The sequence below is a fragment of the Clostridium beijerinckii genome (genome assembly GCF_018223745.1).
Classification (GTDB): Bacteria; Bacillota; Clostridia; order Clostridiales; family Clostridiaceae; genus Clostridium; species Clostridium beijerinckii.
Map to the genome: position 1 here is coordinate 18,651 of NZ_CP073654.1, position 24,194 is coordinate 42,844.

Genomic DNA, 24,194 nt, shown 5'->3' on the forward strand with positions numbered 1-24,194 from the left:
ATAAGATTTTTTAAAATGGGTACAATATAAATAAGGGGTGAGGTACTCGAAAGGTGGTAGTCAGAAATGGATAAAAGAAAATATTTAACTAAAACACTAATCGCAGAGTATCAATCCTTAAGCAACTTAGAAGATTGTAACTTTTCAGAGGTTGCTTACAGGCTTAAAACTGGTGAAAAACTTATAGAATTTAATGGAGCACGTTTAAGTATTTATGGTTTAACTATAGCGTTTAATAAGCATATAGGCAGAAAAGGCATTTACAGCATTACTGATAAAGAGTATAAAACGTGGAAATCTATAAGATCAAGAGAAAAGGAAGGATATTTTATTGACAGGGAAGAGATTCGGGAAGAGCAACTTTTAAAGGACTATGAGAGCGTATTAAAATGTGTAGGTTCAGATGAATTGCCGTTTTAAGTACATAAGGGGTGAGAAATCCCCTATGAATAAATTTAAAAATTTGGAAAGACTTAACCGCATCTTTAAAAAACGGAAAATCTTTTAGGGCTATCAAATCCCACCCACCACTCATAAACATGGACAAGCAAAGCTTGTCTCTTCGAGCACCATACGACCACATAGATTTTTCATATTGACTACGCATATTTATTTAAAATTATAGTCAAGACCAAAAGCATAGCGTGTCTTTACTATAATTTTGAATAAATATACCCTGGTGGTTGAAAAAACTTGTTAAAGGCGTTCTCCAGCATCACACAGGGGGCGGTCTTGGATAGGCTTTTTGATACTTTTTCTTATCTAACAGTAAGTAACAGCGAGGATAAATCGTATCCCTAAAAATAATTTCCAGATAATATTATTCATTATTTTTAGAGATTGGATTTACCGAGGGGATTTAATTCCTATACTATAAAGGTTTATAGCTATGCCTGTACAAGATGGACTTGCACTTACACTTCAATATATCTCTGTTACATTTGTGAGTGCATGTCCAAGCCCACCAAAAGCCTTGTCAGCTTGTCTGACCTACATACTAAAGTTTTAGTATTTTCCTAGGGTGGGACTAGTTACCTTGTCCTAAATTGATAGGGAATACTATTTTTATCCCTATTAGTTTAGGAAATGCAACCTGTCCCACCCGCCACCACACTTGGAGTCAACCACGCATAGACCAACGGGATAAGTTGTTGTTTGTCTAGCTCTATACATAGAGGAAAGAACAATTTATGAATAAGGTTACATTATGAGTACAAACTAGACTATTCCATGAATAAGAGAAAAGAAAAAAGCCTGGCCTTTAAAAAATGTGTATATAGGTGTAATGCTATTAAAAATATATATAGTAATATAGAAATCTACTTATCTAGTTATTACGTACGTAATATATTAAGAAATTGAGTGGCCATGCCACAAAGACCACGAAGTGGGCTTTATATATTTATTCCTTGCTGCCGCAGGCCATCTCATCAATGAAAAGTACAAGCCATAAATCTATATAATAAGTTTTCATATGCTAAGTGAACAAAGCTTATCTAAACATAAGAAATATTAACTATGGCTTTTACTTTTCTTACTTTTGTGTGAGCGTAGCGAGTTAATTTAAGGTAATAGGCAAGCTTTAAAGAAATAATCTTAAGGTAGATTAATGCTTTATCAACATACTTTTTTATCAATTATGGAATAAAAATAAGCTTGTTTATTACTACCTTTGACTTGAAGGTGAAGCCTTTAAGGCACTAGCTTTATTTGGAGAATCCACTAAGGAAAGTAACAATGTTAGAGCTTGGAGCATAGCGGAAAGGTTTAACGGGTTGTTTCTTTCCGCACCTGGAATTAAAGATAAAATTATGAGTGAAGATGGTAGAGGGAAATATTCACCTCTTATTTAAATATTTTTAATAAATTATACTATGTTTTGCTACACAAAAATAAAGGGTACATGTTTAAAATTTATAGTTATAAATAATTCCAAAAAGAATATTAAGCTGAAAAAAATGCCTTGAGAAAACTTAAACATTATACACTTGTTTAAAAAAATAGTTTATAATAATACTGTACTATATTCTGTACAGAAAAAAGGAGATGATTAAATGATAGCAGTTAATTATACGAATATCCGCGAAAATTTAAAAGCATATTGCGACAAGGTAAATGATGAGGATGAGACTGTAATTATAACTAGAAAAGATAATAAAAATGTTGTTTTAATATCTCAAAATGAATATAATAATATGCTTGAAAATATAAAGATTTTAAAAGATCCTAAGTATTTGATTAAGCTCTATAAATCATTAAGTGAACTGGAAAATAGTGATTTAAAAGAGATTGATTCATAGATATAAATTGTTATAAAGTATGTAATATAATTAGTTATAAATTATATTACGTTTTTAGTGTATTATTTAGTAACAAAAAATGTACTAATCTATGTTATATATTTGTAAATAAATTTGTAACATAATTAGTAAAAAATTTGGTTAAAAAAATAGTAACCCAAATAGTAAAGTGGCATTAACTATTTGAGTTACTAAAGTAGTTATAGAATATGTTACAAAATTGGATTAATTTAATTGTAACAGAATCTGTAACTAAATCAAAGAAAATGATATACAGAGGAGTGACAAAAATGGGCATTGTAATTAGTATTTTAAATAATAAGGGTGGAGTAGGAAAATCAACATCAACATATAACTTAGGATATGAATTAAGTAAAATGGGTAAAAAAACACTAATAATAGATCTGGATCCACAGAGTAGTTTGAGTGTATATGTTGGACTTGACCCACTAGAACATTATGCAAGTATAGAAAATGTATTTAGGGGAGAGATGAAATTAGAGGAGGTAATAGTTCCAACTGGAAATGAAAATTTATTTATGGTTCCTAGCTGCATAGAATTTTCTACTATAGAAATGTATTTAATGGGAGTAATGGGAAGGGAAACAGTATTTGATAAAGCTCTAGAAAATGCTAAGAAAAATTTTGATTATATTCTTATAGATAATAGTCCATCACTTGGAAATACTACAATAAATTCTTTATTTGCCTCAGATTATGCAATAGCTCCAACGGATGCATCGTATCTTTCTTTTAGAGCTCTTGGAATATTAAATGAAACTGTTAAACAAGTTCAAGAATTTAATAAGAAATTAAAAGATGTAAAAGTACTTATAACTATGTATGACGGCAGAGCTAATCACAGCAGAGAAGTTGCTGAGATGCTAAAAGAAAAATATTATGTTTTCACAGATTACATTAAAACCAGCACTAAATTTAAAGATGCAGTAATGAGGTTTGAAAGTATAACTCAATATGCTGGTGAAAAGTTTGATGGTTCTATAGCTTATAACAATGTAGCAAAGGAGATAATATCATGGTAAGAAAAAAGAAAGATGTAATAAAACCGGTTGTGGCTAAACCGTTAAATGATACTGAAAAGAGAAATTTGGTGACAAGTTTTGTTACGAATAATATAAATGAATCTGTATCAGATAATATTACTAATAATAGTTCAGAAAATATAACTAATGCTGATACTGATAACGTAGCAGAAAATGTTAATATAAATGATATAAATATTGTAAATAATAAAGATACTAAAAATGTTATTGATAATAATACAATTAGTGTAACTGATAATGTTATTAATAGCGATACAGATAAATTAACTGTTAATGATACAAATAAAGTTAATAAAAATAGTACTAAAAATGTAACAAAGAAAGTTACAATAGTTAAAACAATTTCCATTGGAAAAAAGGATATAATAGCTAAGTTTACCAGTGATAAGAGAGTAAGACCTAATTACAATTTATCACAAGATACAGTAGAAAAAATAGAAAAAATATCAGAAATTTTAGGATATAAAAAAGCTGAATTTGTTGATATATATTTAAATGGAACATTGGAGAAAGTATTAAAAGATTTAGAGAAAAAATTATAAAAAATAATATATAAAATGATTTAAATGTCAATTTTATATACTCTCTTATATGTAAAATATAGTAGTATCATTAAGAATATTTAATGATACTACTATTAACTAAATTGTTATTTAATATATTGAATTAACTCGGAAACTAAGTCTTGAACCTTAGTTCCTGGATTCATTTTAGTTGGACTAATTATATTAGAACTTTTGTAATCTGCTATCAATGCATTGCTCCTTTTTATAGCAATATTTACATATGGAGATATCACATCAAAAATATCATAAATATTTTTTTCGTACTTACCTTTATTTAAATTCTTCTTTTTAAAATGAGTATTTAATTTATCAGTATAATCATCTCTATCAATAGCTGCTGTTAGATCTTGAAAATGAAGTAATATCCATAACTCAAAACATTCATTTGACCATGCAGTATTTAATCCATTTTCTTTAGCAAAAATTATAGCTTCATTAAAATCTTTATTATCATCTTTATCAAATACTACCCAAACATCACTATAGGAAGGATTTAAACTACGTTTTTTCATAGCTTCATTAACTAAAACTGTAGTGGAACGCCCAAGACCTTTAACATCTAAATCAACTTTTTCAACGATAATATTATTTCTAAACCGCTCTTTAATAATTCGGCTTATATTTTCAAAATAATTAACTTCAGTTTCTGTGCCTTCAGTCACAATTAAATAATTGCCTGGTTGAACTTCTTTGGTTCCTTCATTTCTTTTATGCTTACGGCCAGCTCTATTTAATTTCGGCATCTTGATTCCTCCACATATCATAACCCCTTAAGATAGGGACAGAACCGTATTTCCCAAGAAGGTAATCTTTGTTGTAAGAAGCATCTTTTCTAACCTTTTTATCATCATCTGACTTATATTCAGCTAAGGAATATAAATGAGATACTGCATCAGAATCCTTTTCGACAAACCAGATTTGATCACGTCTAAAAATATCTTTAGTTAATGTATAGTTGTCATGGGTCACATATATAAGTTGAGCTCCATTTCTATTTATATTTTCATCATGAAACATGGTTAAAATGTATCTTAAAAGTAGTGGATGAAGTTTGGCATCAAGTTCATCAATAAATAGTCGACCTCCCAATGTAAGTGCAATTTGTAAGTACGTAAATAGTGTAAACATTTTTTGAGTTCCACTTGATTCTTCAGAAAGTGGCATCTGGTAGTAATTTATTTTATCTTTCATTAGATGTTTTGTATAAATTTTAAATTCATCATTTTCATTTTTTAACTTTTCCACGATAATACCATCTATATTTATGTCTATAGAAGTTAAAAAATTAACTAGCTCTTTCTGATAATCTTTATTTTCTATATTGGGTGAATGTATTTTGGTTAACCCACTTTCAAAATTAATATTTCCATAGTCTATAATAAATACTCTAAAAAACCAATCAAAAACATCCTTTGTATAAGGAATTTTAGCATTTGAAATTATTGATAGAAATAAAGTTTTATCTTCTATAATAGAAATAAAGTTTTCAGCACCTTTTAATAATTTAGAATTACAATCTATGCCTTGCTCAGATCTTTCAAATAAAGTAATATATTTATCTTTGCTATTTTCCTTTTTAACATAAAGCCATTCTTCAAGAATTTTTTTGTTATCTAATGAAAATCCATATTGATATTCGTGATTATTATATTTAAAAAATACTTCAAATTCAGCAGGTTCTTTTAATGCTTCACTATCAAATGCAAAGCGTTTAATTGGTATATCTTCAGTAGTTGATGCCTGTTTAAAAGAATCTCGAATCCAATTTCTCATAAATGTATAAGCTTCAATAACAGAACTTTTACCACTTGCATTTGCTCCATAAATTGCAGCGGTTTTAATATATTTTTCATCACCGGAATTTATTAAATTATATGGGTGCTCTGTAATTGAAGTTGCAGTCATATCTAAACTTGTATCATCTCTAAATGATTTGAAATTTTTAAAATTAAATTGTATAAGCATTTTTCTCACATCCTTAAAATTATAATACTACATTTACGTGCAAATGTGAATAAATATGAGATTTTTTCTCACTAATTATGATAACCATATTTTTACTATATATTCATATTAGATTCAATTTAATTATGATAGAGGAAACATTTGATAATTCAAAGTCCTAATCGTGAATTAAAATAATGATTAATGATTTAGATTAGGAATTTAAAACAAAGTAATTTGAATTGATGAAAATATACTTTAATAAATATTTACTTGATAAAATAATTGTTATATACAAAAACAGATGATATAATTTATGTATTAAAAGTGTATATGAGGTGGGTAGTATGGAGATTAATGAGAAAATAGATAAATTAATAAAAAAAGAAGAAAGGGATAGTATCTATTATATATTGTACATTGGAGTATCGGCATATAAAAGACTCTTAGAAGATAATCCAGAATTAGAAAAATCTAAGTCATTTTCAGAAATTAGAACTAGAATCTTAAGCTTTGTTATAAAAAGACAATTTGAAGAAGATGTTTTATCTATGGAGTTTCCTTTTAAAGTTGAGATAAAGGACGTTAATAAATTTAAGAGTAAAGCCTTATTTTTAAATAATAAATTGATACGGCTTAAGATAAATAAAACAACCAAAAGAAATACACTTCATAACAGCAATAAGGTTTCAGATTATATGTTAAAAGAGGCAGAAGTTAATTCCAAAGATAAGAAACAGATTGAAATGTTGTTTTTTGACAATAATGAAGCTGAAGTTGGAGAGAAAAAACATACTTTTATGATTTTAGGATATGGAGTCAGGGGAAAAGAAATAGATCATCTAGATTTTATGATTCCTAGCTGTAATATGAAAAAGGTAGAAGAAGCATTTAATGCATTAGATGAATATAATCAAACAATATTAATGGATGTTAACAAGGAACAAACTGAAAAAAGAATTATGTTACTTAAAGATGAGGCAAAAGCGTTAGTAAAGTAGAATTAGGAAGGTGAAATTATAGTTATGAAGGTGATAGAGTTTGGTTCTATGAAAAATAATAAAATAGTTCCAGCAAAACTAAAAGAGGCTAGAGTTGCGAGGGGGCTATCTTTAGCACAACTTTCAAAACTAATAGGCATATCAAGTCAAGCAATATCTCAATTTGAAAAAGGAGAAACAAAACCAAGTCCAGCAACATTAGTTAAATTAATAGAAACTTTAGATTTCCCAATAAATTTTTTCTGCTCAAGTTATAATGGAGCCTTAGAAAATGAGGTAATATATTTTAGGAGCAATAAAAACATAACTAATAAATTAAGGGATGCGTGTAAGTCCAGAATTTCATGGATTGAAAAAGTATATTTACTAATAGAATCATATTTTCAATTACCTAAATTAGAAATACCTAAGTTAGAAGACTTGGATGTAGATAGTATTGATCATATCCAAATAGAAGAGATTACTTTAAAATTAAGAGACTATTGGGGACTAGATCAATCACCAATAGAAAATTTAATAGATATACTACAATCAAAAGGTTTTGTTATTACTAAATTAAAAATAGGAACAAAAAAAATAGATGCATTTTCTGTTTGGAAAAATGGTGTACCATATATTTTTATAGGTGATGATAAGGAGTCAGCTGTAAGATTAAGATTTGATCTTGCACATGAATTGGCACATTTACTTATTCATAAATATATAGATAAAGAAGAATTAGAGGAAGATAAAGAGTTATATAACAAAATTGAGGAGCAGGCAAATTATTTTGCAGCAGCATTTCTATTGCCAATAGAAGCATTTAACAAAGAAGTTATATCATCCTCAATAGATAGCTTTATTCTGCTAAAAAAAAGATGGAAGGTCTCAATATCAGCAATGATAAAAAGATGTCAAAATGCAAATATTTTAACTGATAATCAAATAAGATATTTAAATTCACAGATGATAAAATATGGCTATTATAGAAAAGAACCATTAGATGAAGAAATAAAAAAGGAAACACCTTATTTATTTAAGCAAGCGTTTGAAATATTAGTAGAGAATAATATTTATACAAAGGAAGCTATATTAGAAAAGTTAGAATTAAATAAAAATGAAGCTATAGAACTTTATTCTCTAGATAAGTCATTTTTTGAAAAGAGTAATAATATATTGAAGTTGATAAAGTGAAACTTTTCAGGTGGAGTTTTATACTCCACCTGAATTTAGTTGAACTAATCCAGGAGCGTGCAGCCGTTATCTTCGACTTAAGCATATAAGGAAGAGGTGTTTCAACTACGAAGGAGTGTTACGGATGCTAGCTATCGGATAAAATAGGCCATTAAGTAATAGTAACGCTTTTATTTAATATAAATGCATGCTGAATAAAAAAAGGGGCTGTTGCAAAACTAACATAGTTAGTAAAATGGTTCCTATGTCAAGGACATTTTGAAAAAGGCTAGGCAGCTATGAGCTGGTTTCTGTATTGTACAGGAGCCAGCTTTTTAAGTCCCCACTGATATCTATAATTATTATAATACTCCATATAGTTATCAATTGAAGCTTCTAATTCTTCAAATGTTGAACAACTTTTTAAGTCAATTTCATCTTTCATATGACCAAAAAATGATTCCTGCGGGGCATTATCCCAACAATTTCCGCGCCTAGACATAGACTGACCAATTTTATATTTTTTAAGAAGTTTTTGAAATCTAGGACTAGTATAATGAACTCCTTGATCCGAATGAATAAAGGCATCTTTATTTAGTAAATTTTTGTGATTTTTCATCAACTTTTTAATAGTTTCGGTAGCTATATCTAATGTAAGGCTATTGGAAAGCTGATATGAAAGAATTTCATTTGTTGAAGCATCTTTAATAGTTGACAAATAAGCCCTATTGGATGCTCCATATGTTAAATAAGTTATATCTGTTAATAAAACTTTTCCGACCAAATCTTGCTTGAATTCTCTATTTAAAATATTAGGTACAACAGTATGCTCATGAGTAGCTTTCATCATTCTACGATAAGGGTTAGCTTTTCTAATTGGGCACTCAATATTATATTTTCTCATGATTCGTTGTATACATTTTCGATTTATTATAAGATTAAATTCATTCTCTAACACCATTTTTATAGAACGAGAACCTTTCTTGTAGCCCCTATGATTAAATGCTTTAAGAATGATATCCTTCAATTCTAAATCCTTTTCTTCTCTACGATTACGTTTGCCTGTTGATTTTAAATAATTATAATAGCCTGATCTAGATACTAAAGCTACTTCGCATAAATGTGAAACCATATTTTTATAGTTATATGTCAAAATTATATGTTGTATTATTACAAAGATTGATGATGCACTTAGTTTACTATTTTTCACCTGCCTTTCTTGCAGCTCGATTTTTTTTAATAGTTCTGCCTCAGCTTTCCAATAAGCAATTTCTGCATCCTTTTTGGCTATTATTTCTTCAACGGTTAGTTCACGTTTAAGTGGACGACCACTGTTTAATTTTCTAGAATCTCTTAGACCAAGCTCTCCTGATTCATTATAAGCATTACGCCATCTTTTACTTGCACACCAAATTCTATTATTTCCAATAACATCTATATCAAATTCAGCATCTTGAAAAATATGAATAGGTAGTTTTCCCTTGCTACGCTCAGCGATAAACAATATTTTAAATTCATCTGTATATGTAATTCCACGTTTACTTACAGATTTAACATATCTATTTTTTGATAAACTTTTAATTTCTTCATCTGAAAATAATTTTTTACTCATTCTTTTCACAACCTTACTATATTTCTTCTTATCTTTTATTGTACAAAAAAAGAACCTATTGAAATAGTCTTTTTTTAGTGTCTATTTCATAGGTTCCATTTTATAGTTTTGTAGCGGCTCATTTTTTTAGATATAAAAAATGTGAATTCCGAAGAACTCACATTCATTGTATAATTTACTTATGCTAAAAACCAAATTACACAATAAAGATTATACTGAGATTAATGATAATTTTCAACTTATATTACCATTAAATCTAGAAAATTTAATACCATCAGATGATTCAGTCCGCTTGCTAAGCCATGTATTGGAGGGATTAGATTACACGAAGTTGTATAAGGCGTACTCTTCCGTTGGAAGAAAACCGGCAGTGGAACCTAAAATTATGTTCAAAATAATATCATATGCTTATTCTCAAAATATTTATTCAAGCAGGAAAATCGAAAAAGCATGCAAAAGAGATATAAATTTTAAGTGGTTACTTCAATGTTATAAGGCACCGGATCATGCTACAATCAGTAGATTTCGTAAAGACTATATTTCAAATGAGGTAATTGAAGATTTATTTTATCAACAAGTTAATTATTTAGCAAATCAAAATGAAATACTATTTGAAAATGCATTTATTGATGGTACTAAAATCGAAGCGAATGCTAATCGTTATACATTTGTTTGGAAAAAAACTATTTTAAAAAATGAAGAAAAAATGTTTGATAAAATTCTTGTTCTTTTAGAAAATATTAACCTTGGAGAATTAAAAAAATTTACTGTTCAGAAAGAAACATTAATAGATGATATTGATAAAATTCTTCAATGGCTTGAATATGAAAAAAAGAAAAGAAACATAGAGTTTGTTCATGGAATTGGTAAAAGAAAAACCAAAATTCAAAAGTGGACAGAGCAACTATCTGAATATAAAGAGAGAGAAGAAAAATATAATTTGAGTAAAAAAATATTTTCAAAAAGAAATAGTTATTCTAAAACTGATCCAGACGCAACTTTCATGCATATGAAAGATGATCATATGAGAAATAGTCAATTAAAACCTGCATATAATGTGCAAATCGCAGTTGAAAGTGAATACGTAACCGGCGTCGGAATATTTGATGATAGAAATGATATAGCAACATTAATACCTATGCTTAATAATATGAAAGAAAAAATCGGTCGTAAATATCTTAATATAATTGCAGACTCAGGTTATGAAAGCGAAGAAAACTATTTATTCTTAGAATCAAATAAGCAAACTCCTTATATAAAACCACAAACTTATGAGAAGTGGAAAAAAAGAAGTTTTAAAAATGATATAAGTAAGCGCGAAAATATGAAATATGATGCTGAATCGGATTTTTATATTTGTCATAACAATAGAAAATTAATACCTACCTCTATTATTTATAGAAAATCCGCAAGTGGATACAAATCAGAAGTAACTGTGTATGAATGCGAAAACTGTGATAATTGCGATTACAAAGTAAAATGCACAAAAGCAAAAGGAAATAGAAAAATGCAGGTTTCAAAAACTTTTGTGGAAAAGCGTGAAATATCCTATAAAAATATTACAACTGAATTTGGAACTAAATTAAGAATGAATAGATCTATTCAGGTCGAAGGAGCATTTGGAGTTCTAAAAAGTGATTATGAATTCAATAGATTTTTAACACGTGGAAAAAATAGCGTTCAAACTGAATTTATTTTGCTTTGTTTTGGTTATAATATTAACAAATTACATTCAAAAATACAAAATGAAAAAACTCAGAATCATCTTCATGAATTGAAACCTACTGCCTAGTTATGGAATAAATTAACTAGGCTTATTTTAGTGTGCTTAAAAATCAGAATTCTTTAAATAATTAATATTGTATTTCAAATATTTGGAGATTTGCTGGCTTAAACCGAAAAGGAGCATCGCTCCTGATTAAAATTTAATCATTTTGCGACACTCCCTTTTTTAGTGATATTTGATTCTATGTCCGACAAAATAGACAAAAGAAACTTAGTAACGAATTTTGTTACTAATAATACAAATAAAATAGTAACATATAATGTTACAAATATTATTTCATAAAATATAACTAATATTAATACTAAATATGTAACATAAAATAAAACAATAAAAGTAACTAAATATGTATACAAAAATTGTAACAAAAAGAGTTACTAAAAATGCAAAAATAATAAAACTAATTATGCTTAATAATATAGTGATATTAGCTAAATTTGCTAGCAATAACAAGAAAATATTAAATTAAAATTTATCATATATATACAATAAAAAAAGTATCATAAATTTAGAATATAAAAAGATTTATTTATTCACATATATTTAAATTTTAAATTAATTAATATATTAATTTACTTAGAAAAAGTAAATATAAAATAATAAAATAGAACCCTTATAAATGTCAGTTTTATTTATGAATAATATATATTATAGATTATCTTAATTGAATGATTATAGTTAATTATTCTTGTTGGATAATTCTTTTTTTATTTAAAAAAGTTTTACTTTATAACTTACCATATATTTTTACAAATGATAATCTTATCATCATTACTGATAAAAACAATTAAAAATCAAAGGGAATAGAAGAAAATATAACTTATAGCTATATAATCATTTATTTTATCGGCATTTATGATTATATAGATATTTGTTTTTAACGGTTAAACTGATAATATGTAAATATGTCATGACATAGAATTTGATTTTGATAAGTAAAACATTAACTGAATCTTTTAATAGAGCTCAGGGGGAGGTTATAAATGGATACTAATTTGTTAGAAGAAATTACAATATTTCAAGATAATGAAGAAAACTTTATAAATATTTTTGCTTATTTTAATTCAAAAATCAGGTATTTAGCCTATAAACTGAGATATCCTGAAGCAGAAACAGATTTAATTATTTACTTATATGAACTTTTAAAATCATTAAATCCAAATAAGTTTGAAAAAGAACAGGATATAGTAGCCTATATTAATAGGTGCCTCAAAAATAGATCTATATTATTGTATTATAAGGACTTTAAAGATAAAGAATTAATGAGCTTTACATCGGAAACAGAAATATTAGATGTAATTGACATTAATGATAGAAGTGATGAATACTCAGATATTAGATTTAATGATTTGATTTCAGTATTGAAGCCTAAACAAAGAGAGATAACATTTTATAAATTTTACATGCAATTTTCAGATGTAGAGATTGCTAAAATGCTGAAAATATCAAGACAAGCTGTAAATAAAACTCAAAGATTAGCTTTAAGAAATCTAAAAACGCAATTATCAATTTAGATAAGGAGGAAACTGCTTTGGATGAGTTAATAAAAAATGCTGCTACTCAAGGAATATGGGCTGTGCTTAGTTGTGTGCTGATAGTATACATATTAAAAGCACAGGAAACTAGAGATTCAAAACAGGAAGAAAGAGAAGAGAATTATCAGGAGATAATAAGAGAACTTACGGATAAATTAAACCTTTTGGATTCAATAAATTTAACTATCAATGAAATAAAAAATAAAATTAATTAAATTTAAGGTTTACAAATTTAATTAAAAACCTATTTAAGTATATGTAAAGCAAATGAGTTAGCTAACCTCAAAGGCTTAATAAAATTATTATTAATATTTAGGAGGAAAAAATTATGGGTTATTTAGGAATTAACATGTCAGGATCAAGTATACCAGTATATTCTACAAATATTGAGGATAACACAAGGATAGGAAGCTTGGGTTATAAGGAAAGATTTGCAGTTACAAGCAGTGGACCAATTGCAATAGTTATAAAGTTTGTAAATTCTTCAGGAAATTGGGTTGATGGTAGACTGGATGTAGATGCTGATATTAGCGATTGGTGTGAATATTTATTTGTACCAGGTGCTATAGCAGCAAGAGTATTTCGTACAGATAGAACAATAGATATGTACAATTCTGGTGGAAGCTATGTAGGATCATTCCCAGCAGGTACGCTAGTAGAACCTTATGATTATAGTAGATCACAAAATGGAACCAGGCATCCAGATTTTCTTAGAATAAGAGGATTATATGATTCAGGACAAAATCCGATTAATGCAGATACCTATGGAATGTTCATAGATTGCAAAATAAGATATAATTCTGGCAATACTCCTGTTTATGGAGATTGGAATTAATAAGATATTGTATTAATCTAGAATAGAGGAATGTAGTAGATTTGTTATTATGCAAATCTTGCTACAGTCCTTCTTTATTGTTCTGTTATTTCTTTCATATAATTTATTCCAACGATAGTATTATTCTTGGAATTTGGGGTGAAACCAGAATTATGCGATTCGTCATAATCGTATGCTAGACCTAATACAAAATTACCTTGATTAGAGGAATAAACTATATAAGTTTTTCCAGTAGAATTATCATATTTATTTCTTATTTCTTTTATATCATTAGGCAATACACTTTTAGCAAGTTTTATTGCATCTTCATAAGTTACTTTTGTTGGATTTACTTCAGATGCATAGGTATAGTCAAATAATATATCTTTGTATTTTTTATTATCTACACTAGGTATTCCAGCTTCACTGCCAACAAAGCTATTTTCAGTTTCATAGTAAGTAAGAGAAGAATCAGCTTTATTATAATTCAGTTTAGATTTATCCACTTCTTTATATCTTTTATCTATTTCAGTATTATCTCTTTCTTCGTTTTCTTCAAAAATTGCCTGATCTCTTGGAGAGTTCCCACGAGTTTCATAATTATCATTGTCAGTAGCATCTTTACTTGTTTTCGGAGATTCGTCTCCAGTTGTCGTTTGATTTTCTGTAGCACTTCCATTTTGAACTGTTGATTTGCAACCAGTAGCTGTAAAAGATAATAGTAGTAATGCTGTCAGTATTATGTAATTAAATTTTTTCAATATATGTCCTCCTTTTATAGATTCAAAAAACAATATTAATGCTATTAAAAATATGAATAGTAAAGCATATATTATAAGATTAAATCTTTCTTATGTTGAATTTGTTTGTAAAAATATGTATAATGAAATATTATCATATAATAATAATTAAAACAAGGATAGAAAGAGGTATTTATGGAGGTAGATTTCAAGATTTCAAAGGATGATCTGCTAGATTTTCATATCAAACATATTCATGAAACGAAAGTTTACAAACAACAAATGCGTTTTTACAATATATATGTTTTTGTATTATTGTTTGGAATGATACTTTTACTTAGAAGTGCTTTATATACCATAACCGGAATAATTATTTATGGTATATTTTTAATCTTTAGAAAAAGAATATTTAACTGGAGATTAAGGAAAAAGATTTTTAAAATATATGATTCTGATAAATATACAAATATGTTTCAGGAAACGCATTTACGCTTTATAGATGATGGAATAAAAATTAGTACAAAGTTTTCTGAAACAATTTATAAGTGGAGTGCTATTAAAGGTCTGTATTTAGTGGAACAGTATATTTTTATAACAACATTAAATAGGGAAAACTTATTGATTCCTATATTTTCTTTTAATCCTCTAGAAAATAAAGAATTATTTGTGAGTACTATTACTAGAAATACAAATTTAAGATTAAAAAATAAATATCCTGATGATGTTTAGTATGTTAAATTTGAAGGGAAGTAAACAAAAATCACCTCGAAATTCTGAGGTGATTTTTGTTTGTATTTAATGGAAACTAGAATGTGGTATATAGAATAGAATTATGCAAATGCTGCTATAGATGCAATTCCTTTTATAAGAGCAGCTCCTAAGGCTGTCTCAGCACCTACAATTATAATAGCAGCAGCAAGCGCAATGAATATTAAAACTCCTATAGCGTGGGTTTCCTTAACAAAGTCTATTATGCCATTTACAGCAAGCTCAAATTCCTCAAGTAATTTATCTTTATCTATTCTAAATTCAATAGATAAAGTTTCTGAAAGAGAAAAGATATCATACTCAGGTACTTTAAATGAATTTTCGAGTTCAATTTTTAAGCTAGCGCCGTTAGTGGATACTTTAATTGATAATTCCATATCATTTGCTTTTGCTAAAATTGATGATAATTCAATGTTATCTTTATTTAGAGATGCTTTAAGATTATCAAGTGGAGTTTGTATATCAGTACCTTCAAATTCACCGCCTTTAAATTTTATGACTGAGGAATCACCATCTGAAGCAGCTTTTATTGCTGCACTTATGCTAATTTTAACAAGTGCGTTATTAAGTAATTCTATTTCTGCTTCAGGCGATGAAAATTCAACACCAAACCTTTTGGCAAAGCTATTATTATTAAGAATATCTAAAATATTAATTGGAGAGATGCTACTAATACCGTTATCTCTGCCAGACGCAATATTATTATCAATTTCAATATCAGCAGCTCCATGTAAAGTAACTGTTGAGATTTGATCGAATGCCCAATCCTTTGGAAGTGGGTATCCAAGATTTCCACTAAAGCCAGTAGACATATCACACACAAAGCTGCTGCAAGAATATCCTGCATTTCGAGTACGTATGCATACATTTCTAGGTGCATAAATACCTACTTTAAACTTAGAACCTAAATTGGCAAATAGCTCATTTATTGCACTAAAATATGGTAATATGCTAGAAGTTACATCGTAATCTAATGCATCAAAGTCAACAGCAAAGTATATTATTGTATTTTCAGGAAAGCCAAATTGGGTTGCAGCCAACATCGCTGAATTTGCATCTAATAATCCTTGATCATATGAAAAATACTCTAATTTATATCCTCCAACTTCAAATATTGGAATAACATTTAAGCCATTATCAAATATAACTTTTAGTTCATCTGAAGTCATTCTAAACTTTCCAGTAAGATATCTTCCAACTATTTTATAACCATTAGATTTAATAGTAGCTGCAATAGAAGGTGTAACTGTTGTAGAACAATCGCATGCAGTTCCTTTTCTAGTATTATCTCCAGTGCTTACAAGCAATGATGCAAAGGTTTGACTGCCAGCAATCCCATCAGCTTTTAAACCGCAAAAACTTTGGAAATTTGTAACGGCACTTTTGGCACCATTTCCATAATATCCATCAAATCCATTAGGGTTAAATCCATTGCAGTATAAAGCATATTGAAGTAGTAATATAAATTTCTTTTGTGTACTTCCTACACTTAATACTGGACACTTTGATGCTGTATTGCTGCCCCAAATGCCATCAGGACTAGTTTGCCCTTCCTCAATTTGTAATCCATAAATTAATGCCTTGTTAGTTGAACGAGAATATAAACCATCACAAGGTATTAAACCAATTACCCTATTATAGTCTCTATTAAGGCTTTGTTGGATGATACGAATATTTGGATCACCTTTTAAATTATCATTGTTTATCAATACAAATGCAACCATGTTTAATAGTGCTTTGAATATCATAGGAGTTACTATACCATCTGGATTTGATAAACCTGCATCAGCTTGAAATTTCATTACAGCGGCTTTGGTGTTTTCACCAAATGTTCCTGTCAAACCAGTAGGATTATAGCCTTTGCAAAATAGTGCTCCCTGTAAAATATAAATCTCATGCTGAATCTTAGGATCAGTAGCATCAGAATTTATTGATAGAGTTGGACATTTCTCCATTGTAGCAGGTCCGAAATTTCCATTTGGCTCTGGAATACCTATTTCAATTTGTAGTGCTGTAATCAATGCTTTTATAGTAGTCCATCCTGTTATTCCGTCTTCAGGGATATGAGTATAAGGATAAATACCTACATAAGTGTGATTTAACCAATTCTGTGTTTTGTTGACCATTTCATCCATTTTAAATTCTCCTTTATCTATTAAATTTAAATAAGATTTTAAACTAGCTAGTTAATCAATCTATAAATACTAAAAGTGAAAATAAGTGTAATTTGTAAACCTTAGTATTTAATTTAATATTTAGATTTATAAATTTAATGGATAGATGGTATATAATAATGTGGCAAAGTAGGCAGTGTCATGGTAATAAAGAATAAAGATGTAATAAAAAAATTGTAGCAAAACCATTAAATGATAATCAGAAAAGAAAATTAGTAACAATTTTTATTACTAATAGTGTAAATTAAATTATAACATATAACGAAACAAATATTAGTACTAAGTATATAACACAAAATATTATAAATAATGGTACAAATAATGTAACAAAAAAGTTTTCAAAATTGCCACTATAATAAAATCAATTACTTTTGCTAAAAAGAGATAATAGCTAAGTTTACCACCGATAAGAGAGTAAGACCTAATTACAATTTATCACAAGATACAGTAGAAAAAATAGAAAGAATATCAGAAATTTTAGGATATAAAAAAGCTGAATTTGTTGATATATATTTAAATGGAACATTGGATAAAGTATTGAAGGATTTAGAAAAGAAATTATAAAATAAAGTTATTATATTAGATATAAGTTAATGTATAAAGATAAAGTAGTTGTAGAATATATAATCCAATGGTGTCATTATAATAATGGTAAGTTATAGGATAGATAATAATATATGAAAAAATTGTATAATAATCTAAAATATTGTATTATATAATATAGAATAAAATGAAACAATATAATAAAAAAAACAAGCCCCAAATACGATCAGCCTAGGAAACTCATTCGTATTTGGGTATCATTGATGTATTTTTTCTTATTTGATTATACAATATATGTATAAAGATAATCAATGTTAATAGAAAAAATTTTAGTATAAAAAGCTTGTAAGTATTTTATAAAAAGTATTTGCAAGCTTTATTTTTAAGGGGGAGTATATGAAACAAGAAAAATAAAAAAACTATTATTTTAAGCTGATTTATGATTGTAATAAACTATAAAGAAGAGATATACCCAGAAGTGGTATACAAAGGGGAGATGAAAATTTTGTTTTCGGTTATTATAGTAGAAGATGATTTTATGCAAAGAGATATTTTAAAGAAAATGATTTTATCGATGTATGAATTTATAGAAATTTATGAAGCTGACAGCGAAAATACAGCTTTAGATATAATTTTTAAACATGATATTAATATGTTTTTAATAGACATAAGTTTAAAGGAATCTTCAGGATTGGATCTTGCAATGAAGATTAGAAACATAGATAAATATCAATTTAGTCAAATCATTTTTTTAACAACTCATATGGAATATATAACGCAAGCATTTAAGCAAACACATTGTTATGACTATATAATAAAACCATATAATCAAGAAGATGTACAAGATATGTTAAATAAACTTATACACTATGAAAGAAGCCGATTAAACAATAGTAATGATAATTTTAATGAATATAATAAGGACAATGATAAAAAGGTTTCTATAAATTTAAAAAATGGGATATATGCGGTGATAAAAACGGATGACATAGTATTTTTTGAGATTAAGGGGAGAGTTTGTGAAATAAATACTGTTAATGGAATATATGAGGCTAACAATACAAGTTTAAAAAAGATTATGAAATTAGTTGATTGTGAGTATATAGTACAAAGTCATAGAGCCTTTGCTATAAACAAAAATTATATTCGTAAGGTAGAAAAGATAAGTACTAAGCTAAGTATTATATATTTTAACAATTGCTTAAAAACAGCTCTTTTGGGGTATAAATTTAAAGATAATATAATGTCTGAAATTAAAGCTGGGGAAATGATATTATGTTAAATGATTTTATGCTAAGTATTATGGATACATTCAGTGTAATTTACCTGTGGATAATTTTAACTAAAAAAGAAAAGCATATATTTAGTTTATTAGCAAGTGTAATCATTATTTCGATTTTGGTTACGGTAACTGATCATTTAGGACTAAATTTCATATTTACATATATAATAGACATTATTGTAATTAAGGTTATATATAAGAAAAATTTTAAAAATATCATATTTGAATTGTTATTATCAGTACTTATAATTATACTTATACAATTAATATTATTTGTAGTTATTAATAAATTTGTTTATGATTCTACTATCCAAGATTTCGCGATAGAATCTATAATACTTGTGTGTTTAGTTATTTTCTCAAGATTTAATTTAGTTAATAAAAATTTCATTGCTGAAAAAATAACTAACGATATTTTATTTTATTTTGTATTAACATCAATTATATATGTCATGATCATTAAATTTATTTGGGAATATGATAGAAAAATAATAATGGATAATTTAATTATTATATCAGTTGTATTGAGTATATTAATTATATCTCAAGTTTTCACATACTTATATGTTGCTAAAGTAGTAAAAGAAAAAGAAACATTAAAAGTTTCTAATGAGTACAATTCTATCATTAATGAGATAGTTCAAGAAATAAAACAAAGACAACATGATTTTATTAATTATAAAAATACAATAAGAGGAATAGTACAAGTTGTAGAAGAAAAAGATATAAAATCAGTGATTACTAATTATATGAAAGATGAAGAGACGTATGATAATAAAATAAATGAACTAATATATATAGATAATGCAATTATTAGATCTATAATATATAGAGATATATGTAAAGCAGAAAAATATAATATAAATTTTAAATATCAGATAGAAAATAATGTTTTAGATAATATATTAGGTTACCATGAAATATCTAATTTATTAAATAATATGCTCAATAATGCCTTTGATGAAGTATTAAAAGAAGAATGTGATAAGAAAAATATTGAAGTAAGAATTTATAATTTGGAGGGAACACCTCATTTAATTGTTAAAAACCAAATAGTCAATCCAAATAACATTAACTTAAATGAGATGTTTACAAGAGGTTATACTACTAAAAATATAAAAGGTACTAGAGGATATGGCTTGTACAATGTACAAAAAATAGTTAACAGCCATAAAGGATGTATAAATTTTTATGTGGAGCATGAAACGATTATTTTTGATATTTATTTTAATAATTCTTCAGGAAAATCTGGTTCGCCTATAAGAGTATGACAACTCGATCTTGATAGTAAAACAAACAAACTAAGTAGTACGGTTGAAAAAAGTTTTATTATTTTTTGCATTGAAAATCACTCCTTTCGTATTAATAATAATAACTTGAATTATTTGTAAGAATATACTTATAAGTATACAGTTACGTGTTTGTAAAGGTGATAGGTAAAAAAGTATAATCCAAAAAGTAAGCGATATTAAAGATAATATTTTTAATGTCGCTTTATTTTTTACTGGTCTTTTTTCATTAGGGCAAGGAGCAAAAATAAAAGTAATTGCAAGAGATAGTATAAAGAAAACTATATAAAAATTAGTATTTAGTTCTGGAAATAATCTAGTAAATAATAATATTATCATGAAATATAGTATGCTGCAGGTTAGACACCCATAGTAAGTCTTGCAGTGAATTCCTCCTAACAAAGGCCTTGTTGAATTTAAAATTATAAAAGAGAACAGAAATAATGGAATTTCTTTTATAAACAAAAAAACTAAAAATATGATAATAAATTTACTTAAATCACTTAAAATTGCTTCTAAGGTATATTGAATTTTAAGTACATCTTTTTTGCTTAGACAAGAATTATTCTCTTGAAAATATAGTGATATATTAGTCGATAAATATTTAATCATCTTTAACCTCTTTATGCAATTAGTAGTCAATATTAAATATGTGTATATATATATTTATATATACAATATTTAATGGAAAATCAATACTAATCGCATTAAAAGCATAGATATTGTTATTAAAAGATTATATTTAATAAAGTGGAAATAAGTTATAAGTAAGTGAAAAATAAAAAAAGCATTTTCTTATCTTTAAAGAAAATACTTTTTATAAAGCTCTAGTAAATATATATTTATTTCATAGCTAATTCCACTAAAAGGTGAAGAGACTCTTTTTTTTATATATAAAAATTGCCATTAATACTGGGAGTATTAATGAGAAAATGATTGTCCATTGAAAACCAATACTAATAATTGAATAAAGTATATTAATTGTAACAACTGTAAAATAAGAATATATTCCTATAGATTTTTTAAGCAAAATGAGAATAATTGTTATAGCAAGTAATACTTGCAATATTAAAGTTATAGTAATTTGAGTATTAGATGCGATGTTTTGTTTGCTTGTCTGCATTTCATTTAGAATTTCACTTTTTGATGAGAATAACAATAATGATCCTAAAACACTAAATATAGCACCGATCAACTGAATAGCCGATATTGTAACTATTCCTGCTCCTAATTTTTTTAATTGAGTACTTTCCATAATAACCTCCTTGTATATGTAACTAATTGTAAATATTTAGTTTCTTAAAAACTCATGTTATCATAATATCTAAATGAAATGAACATTTTTAGCATTAAATGTTCATTTTGGTTCACAAAAAGAGTATTTTGATAAAGTATGTTAAAGAGGTTCCTTTTATGACTAAATTTTTACATTTAATGTTATAAGTATTTACTTTATTATGGTTATCATGTAAAAATGTAATTGCAAGTGATTAAATAGTTTCTTGCGATTATATTGATAACATATCAATATATCAGTTTTTCAAAAGGAGGTGATTAATTATGTTTTTAGTTGCAGGAGCACTAGGCGTGCAAACAGCTGCAGCTACTACAATTGTTAATGTTATTCTTAATGCAGGTACATTAGTTACTGTTTTAGGTATTATAGCTTCAATTGCAAGTGGTGGTGCAGGTACATTAATGACTATTGGATGGGCAACATTCAAAGCAACAGTTCAAAAATTAGCTAAGCAAAGTATGGCAAGAGCTATAGCTTACTAATCAAAATTTATGATTTTAATTAAATGGATAGCTTGCTACAGACAGGCTATCTATTTAATTAAATGAATAAAAAATCTTGTATTTATTGGAGAAAATAAAAATGAAAAATAGCTTTTTTTATTTAATAGATATGCTAAAAATTTTATTAAAGTTAAAAATTAGAACTCAATATAATTCAATTTTTAAAATTTTAAAAATTAAATCACCTACAAATGTATATTGGATCTTACTTATATTAAAAACTATTTTTAGCTCAATTATAATTTTTGCTATATATTCTCATTATTACGACTCAAACTATAACTCTTGGTGGTTTATTATAATATCACTTATTATAATATGCTTAAATTTAGAATATACGTTTGATAGTTATAAAAAAATAACTAAACCATCAAATATAGAGCTATATATAATAAGTGCACTATCTGAATCAGAAATATCTACTTTGTTTAATTTACTAGAATATTGCTGGTTTAAGCTTAGCATACTTGATAAGTTAATGCCAATAAAAATACTATTTATAGTTATATTTGGAATTAAATCTGTTCTTTGGTTAGTGTTTTTGGAAAGTATTTTTATTTTAACTACATTAGTTATTAATAATTTAATTAAGAGTTCGTATGATAAGTCAATCAGCTATTCAATTGTAGTAAAATTTATAAATTATATTTTTACTAACATATTTATTTTCTTCTTATTATATATTTTTTCCAGTTTCTTAGCAATAGGATTAAAAATTTTCCGAAGTAATATGGCAAATTCATCTAGCCTTAATCAAGATACATTGGCTTCTATAGAAATGCAGTTAAATGATTTATGGATTACTCCGGTAATTGAAAAATTAGATATTGCTATTAACTTATTTAATCAAATAAAATCAAATATTAATATACTATTAACAGGAAACGGATATATTATTCTAATGATGCTTTCAATAGTTAATCTCATTATACTATTTATAATAATAAAATTTAAATATATAAAATATTATTACAAACACAATAATATTATTCCCAATATATATTTAAAATATATAAATATTCATAAAAAAATAAACTTATTTTTTAATAGTAATAATAAATTAGTATTAAAAGATTTGAACATATTGATTAAAGGAGATAACGAATTAAAAACTAATTTTTTTACAGTTACATTATTCTCATATGAACTTATTATTGAAGTAGCTATTCTTATTTCAATAAATAGTTTTATAGAAAATATATATTTATATTCAATGCTTATAATATTTTTTAATAATATTTTAATATTAAATCAAGCTAATAACATAATAAATTCACTAACTAGAATCTTTAAGTATAAATATGACCTACCTAATATAGATATATATAAAATGTCTCAAACTTCTCTAAAAGATTTATATGAATCAAAAGTTAAATTGGGAAGATTATTTATGTTGATTCCAACATTTATTTTTGTAATTTTTAATAGCTACATGTTAGTATGTAAACTTAATATTAGCACTTATTATATTGTATCCCAAATACTACTATTAATACTATCTATTGCAAATTATTATTTGGCTCCAATATTCTCATTATATATGAGTCCGTATATAATAAGCTTTTCAAATAATGAATTTGAGGAAAGCGATAGTTTAAAAGATGAAGATAAATTATATTCTAAATTTTATAATATTCCTAAAATGATACTAATTATGCCTGTATCATACCTATTTTTTATAAATAGTGTAGTTAATATTTTTAAATATGATACTTGGATTTATATTAATATAGCTTATTGTTTTTTGACTTTAGCTTTAGTTTTAATATTTAACAGATATTTTAGAAATATAGTCCATAAAGGAGTTGAAAAATTTGAGTTTTAGTA

22 protein-coding genes are annotated in these 24,194 nt (G+C 26.4%); 15 read left to right on the plus strand and 7 right to left on the minus strand.

The window, feature by feature from the left end; translation table 11 throughout:
- Nucleotides 1–66: 66 nt before the first annotated feature.
- From KEC93_RS26135 to KEC93_RS26640, 4 genes are all read left to right on the plus strand, one after another.
- Nucleotides 67–420, plus strand: a complete 354-nt coding sequence (locus KEC93_RS26135; protein ID WP_077869048.1) for a hypothetical protein — start codon at nucleotides 67–69, stop codon at nucleotides 418–420.
- Nucleotides 421–2,054: 1,634 nt separating this feature from the next.
- Nucleotides 2,055–2,300, plus strand: coding sequence for a type II toxin-antitoxin system Phd/YefM family antitoxin (locus KEC93_RS26140; protein ID WP_077869049.1), 246 nt, complete (start codon nucleotides 2,055–2,057; stop codon nucleotides 2,298–2,300).
- Between the two features lie 290 nt (nucleotides 2,301–2,590).
- Entirely contained in the window at nucleotides 2,591–3,343 is a 753-nt protein-coding gene (locus KEC93_RS26145; RefSeq protein WP_077869050.1) for a ParA family protein, read from the plus strand.
- On the plus strand, nucleotides 3,337–3,906 hold the full coding sequence (locus tag KEC93_RS26640) for a hypothetical protein (RefSeq protein WP_238892976.1): 570 nt from the start codon (nucleotides 3,337–3,339) through the stop codon (nucleotides 3,904–3,906). The genes KEC93_RS26145 and KEC93_RS26640 overlap by 7 nt, the downstream gene beginning before the upstream one ends.
- Before the next feature lie 107 nt (nucleotides 3,907–4,013).
- Here the strand turns inward: KEC93_RS26640 and KEC93_RS26155 are convergent, their stop codons facing one another.
- Nucleotides 4,014–4,673, minus strand: coding sequence for an RloB family protein (locus tag KEC93_RS26155; protein WP_077869051.1), 660 nt, complete (start codon nucleotides 4,671–4,673; stop codon nucleotides 4,014–4,016).
- Nucleotides 4,657–5,895 carry an AAA family ATPase gene (locus KEC93_RS26160; RefSeq protein WP_077869052.1) on the minus strand — a complete coding sequence of 413 codons (1,239 nt, stop codon included), beginning with the start codon at nucleotides 5,893–5,895 and terminating at the stop codon, nucleotides 4,657–4,659. Before KEC93_RS26160 ends, KEC93_RS26155 begins: the two co-directional genes overlap by 17 nt.
- 326 nt (nucleotides 5,896–6,221) lie before the next feature.
- On the opposite strand from KEC93_RS26160, the gene KEC93_RS26165 reads away from it, so the two are divergent.
- Both KEC93_RS26165 and KEC93_RS26170 read left to right on the plus strand, forming a co-directional pair.
- Nucleotides 6,222–6,875, plus strand: coding sequence for a hypothetical protein (locus tag KEC93_RS26165; protein WP_077869053.1), 654 nt, complete (start codon nucleotides 6,222–6,224; stop codon nucleotides 6,873–6,875).
- 24 nt (nucleotides 6,876–6,899) lie between these two features.
- On the plus strand, nucleotides 6,900–8,048 hold the full coding sequence (locus KEC93_RS26170) for a helix-turn-helix domain-containing protein (protein WP_077869054.1): 1,149 nt from the start codon (nucleotides 6,900–6,902) through the stop codon (nucleotides 8,046–8,048).
- A gap of 268 nt (nucleotides 8,049–8,316) precedes the next feature.
- Here the strand turns inward: KEC93_RS26170 and KEC93_RS26175 are convergent, their stop codons facing one another.
- Nucleotides 8,317–9,639 (minus strand): IS3 family transposase, encoded by a 1,323-nt coding sequence (locus tag KEC93_RS26175; protein WP_077870076.1) that lies wholly within the window; start codon nucleotides 9,637–9,639, stop codon nucleotides 8,317–8,319.
- A gap of 181 nt (nucleotides 9,640–9,820) precedes the next feature.
- Between KEC93_RS26175 and KEC93_RS26180 the strand changes: the two genes are divergently transcribed.
- From KEC93_RS26180 to KEC93_RS26195, 4 genes are all read left to right on the plus strand, one after another.
- Nucleotides 9,821–11,431, plus strand: a complete 1,611-nt coding sequence (locus KEC93_RS26180) for an IS1182 family transposase (RefSeq protein ID WP_031276413.1) — start codon at nucleotides 9,821–9,823, stop codon at nucleotides 11,429–11,431.
- A 974-nt stretch (nucleotides 11,432–12,405) separates the two neighbouring features.
- Nucleotides 12,406–12,936, plus strand: coding sequence for a sigma-70 family RNA polymerase sigma factor (locus KEC93_RS26185; RefSeq protein ID WP_077869177.1), 531 nt, complete (start codon nucleotides 12,406–12,408; stop codon nucleotides 12,934–12,936).
- 17 nt (nucleotides 12,937–12,953) lie between these two features.
- Nucleotides 12,954–13,172: a BhlA/UviB family holin-like peptide gene (locus KEC93_RS26190; protein WP_077869176.1), complete on the plus strand. Its 219-nt coding sequence runs from the start codon at nucleotides 12,954–12,956 to the stop codon at nucleotides 13,170–13,172.
- A 113-nt stretch (nucleotides 13,173–13,285) separates the two neighbouring features.
- Nucleotides 13,286–13,792 carry a hypothetical protein gene (locus KEC93_RS26195; protein WP_077869175.1) on the plus strand — a complete coding sequence of 169 codons (507 nt, stop codon included), beginning with the start codon at nucleotides 13,286–13,288 and terminating at the stop codon, nucleotides 13,790–13,792.
- Between the two features lie 74 nt (nucleotides 13,793–13,866).
- Here the strand turns inward: KEC93_RS26195 and KEC93_RS26200 are convergent, their stop codons facing one another.
- Nucleotides 13,867–14,532 (minus strand): hypothetical protein, encoded by a 666-nt coding sequence (locus KEC93_RS26200; protein WP_077869174.1) that lies wholly within the window; start codon nucleotides 14,530–14,532, stop codon nucleotides 13,867–13,869.
- 174 nt (nucleotides 14,533–14,706) lie between these two features.
- Between KEC93_RS26200 and KEC93_RS26205 the strand changes: the two genes are divergently transcribed.
- Nucleotides 14,707–15,240, plus strand: coding sequence for a YcxB family protein (locus KEC93_RS26205; RefSeq protein ID WP_077869173.1), 534 nt, complete (start codon nucleotides 14,707–14,709; stop codon nucleotides 15,238–15,240).
- Nucleotides 15,241–15,341: 101 nt separating this feature from the next.
- Here KEC93_RS26205 and KEC93_RS26210 read toward each other — a convergent pair whose 3' ends face one another.
- Nucleotides 15,342–17,414, minus strand: coding sequence for a glycoside hydrolase domain-containing protein (locus KEC93_RS26210; RefSeq protein ID WP_077869172.1), 2,073 nt, complete (start codon nucleotides 17,412–17,414; stop codon nucleotides 15,342–15,344).
- A 1,087-nt stretch (nucleotides 17,415–18,501) separates the two neighbouring features.
- On the opposite strand from KEC93_RS26210, the gene KEC93_RS26215 reads away from it, so the two are divergent.
- Nucleotides 18,502–19,278 carry a LytR/AlgR family response regulator transcription factor gene (locus KEC93_RS26215; RefSeq protein WP_172462724.1) on the plus strand — a complete coding sequence of 259 codons (777 nt, stop codon included), beginning with the start codon at nucleotides 18,502–18,504 and terminating at the stop codon, nucleotides 19,276–19,278.
- Complete coding sequence (locus KEC93_RS26220; protein WP_077869170.1) at nucleotides 19,272–20,549, plus strand: GHKL domain-containing protein; 1,278 nt, start codon at nucleotides 19,272–19,274, stop codon at nucleotides 20,547–20,549. The genes KEC93_RS26215 and KEC93_RS26220 overlap by 7 nt, the downstream gene beginning before the upstream one ends.
- Nucleotides 20,550–20,579: 30 nt before the next feature.
- On the opposite strand, the gene KEC93_RS26225 is transcribed toward KEC93_RS26220, so the two are convergent.
- Entirely contained in the window at nucleotides 20,580–21,179 is a 600-nt protein-coding gene (locus tag KEC93_RS26225; RefSeq protein ID WP_077869169.1) for an accessory gene regulator AgrB, read from the minus strand.
- A 250-nt stretch (nucleotides 21,180–21,429) separates the two neighbouring features.
- A complete protein-coding gene (locus tag KEC93_RS26230) occupies nucleotides 21,430–21,822 on the minus strand; it encodes a hypothetical protein (protein ID WP_077869168.1) in 393 nt (130 codons plus the stop codon).
- A gap of 305 nt (nucleotides 21,823–22,127) precedes the next feature.
- On the opposite strand from KEC93_RS26230, the gene KEC93_RS26235 reads away from it, so the two are divergent.
- A complete protein-coding gene (locus tag KEC93_RS26235) occupies nucleotides 22,128–22,346 on the plus strand; it encodes an uberolysin/carnocyclin family circular bacteriocin (protein ID WP_077869167.1) in 219 nt (72 codons plus the stop codon).
- Nucleotides 22,347–22,446: 100 nt separating this feature from the next.
- A complete protein-coding gene (locus KEC93_RS26240) occupies nucleotides 22,447–24,192 on the plus strand; it encodes a hypothetical protein (RefSeq protein WP_077869166.1) in 1,746 nt (581 codons plus the stop codon).
- The last annotated feature ends 2 nt before the right edge of the window (nucleotides 24,193–24,194 follow it).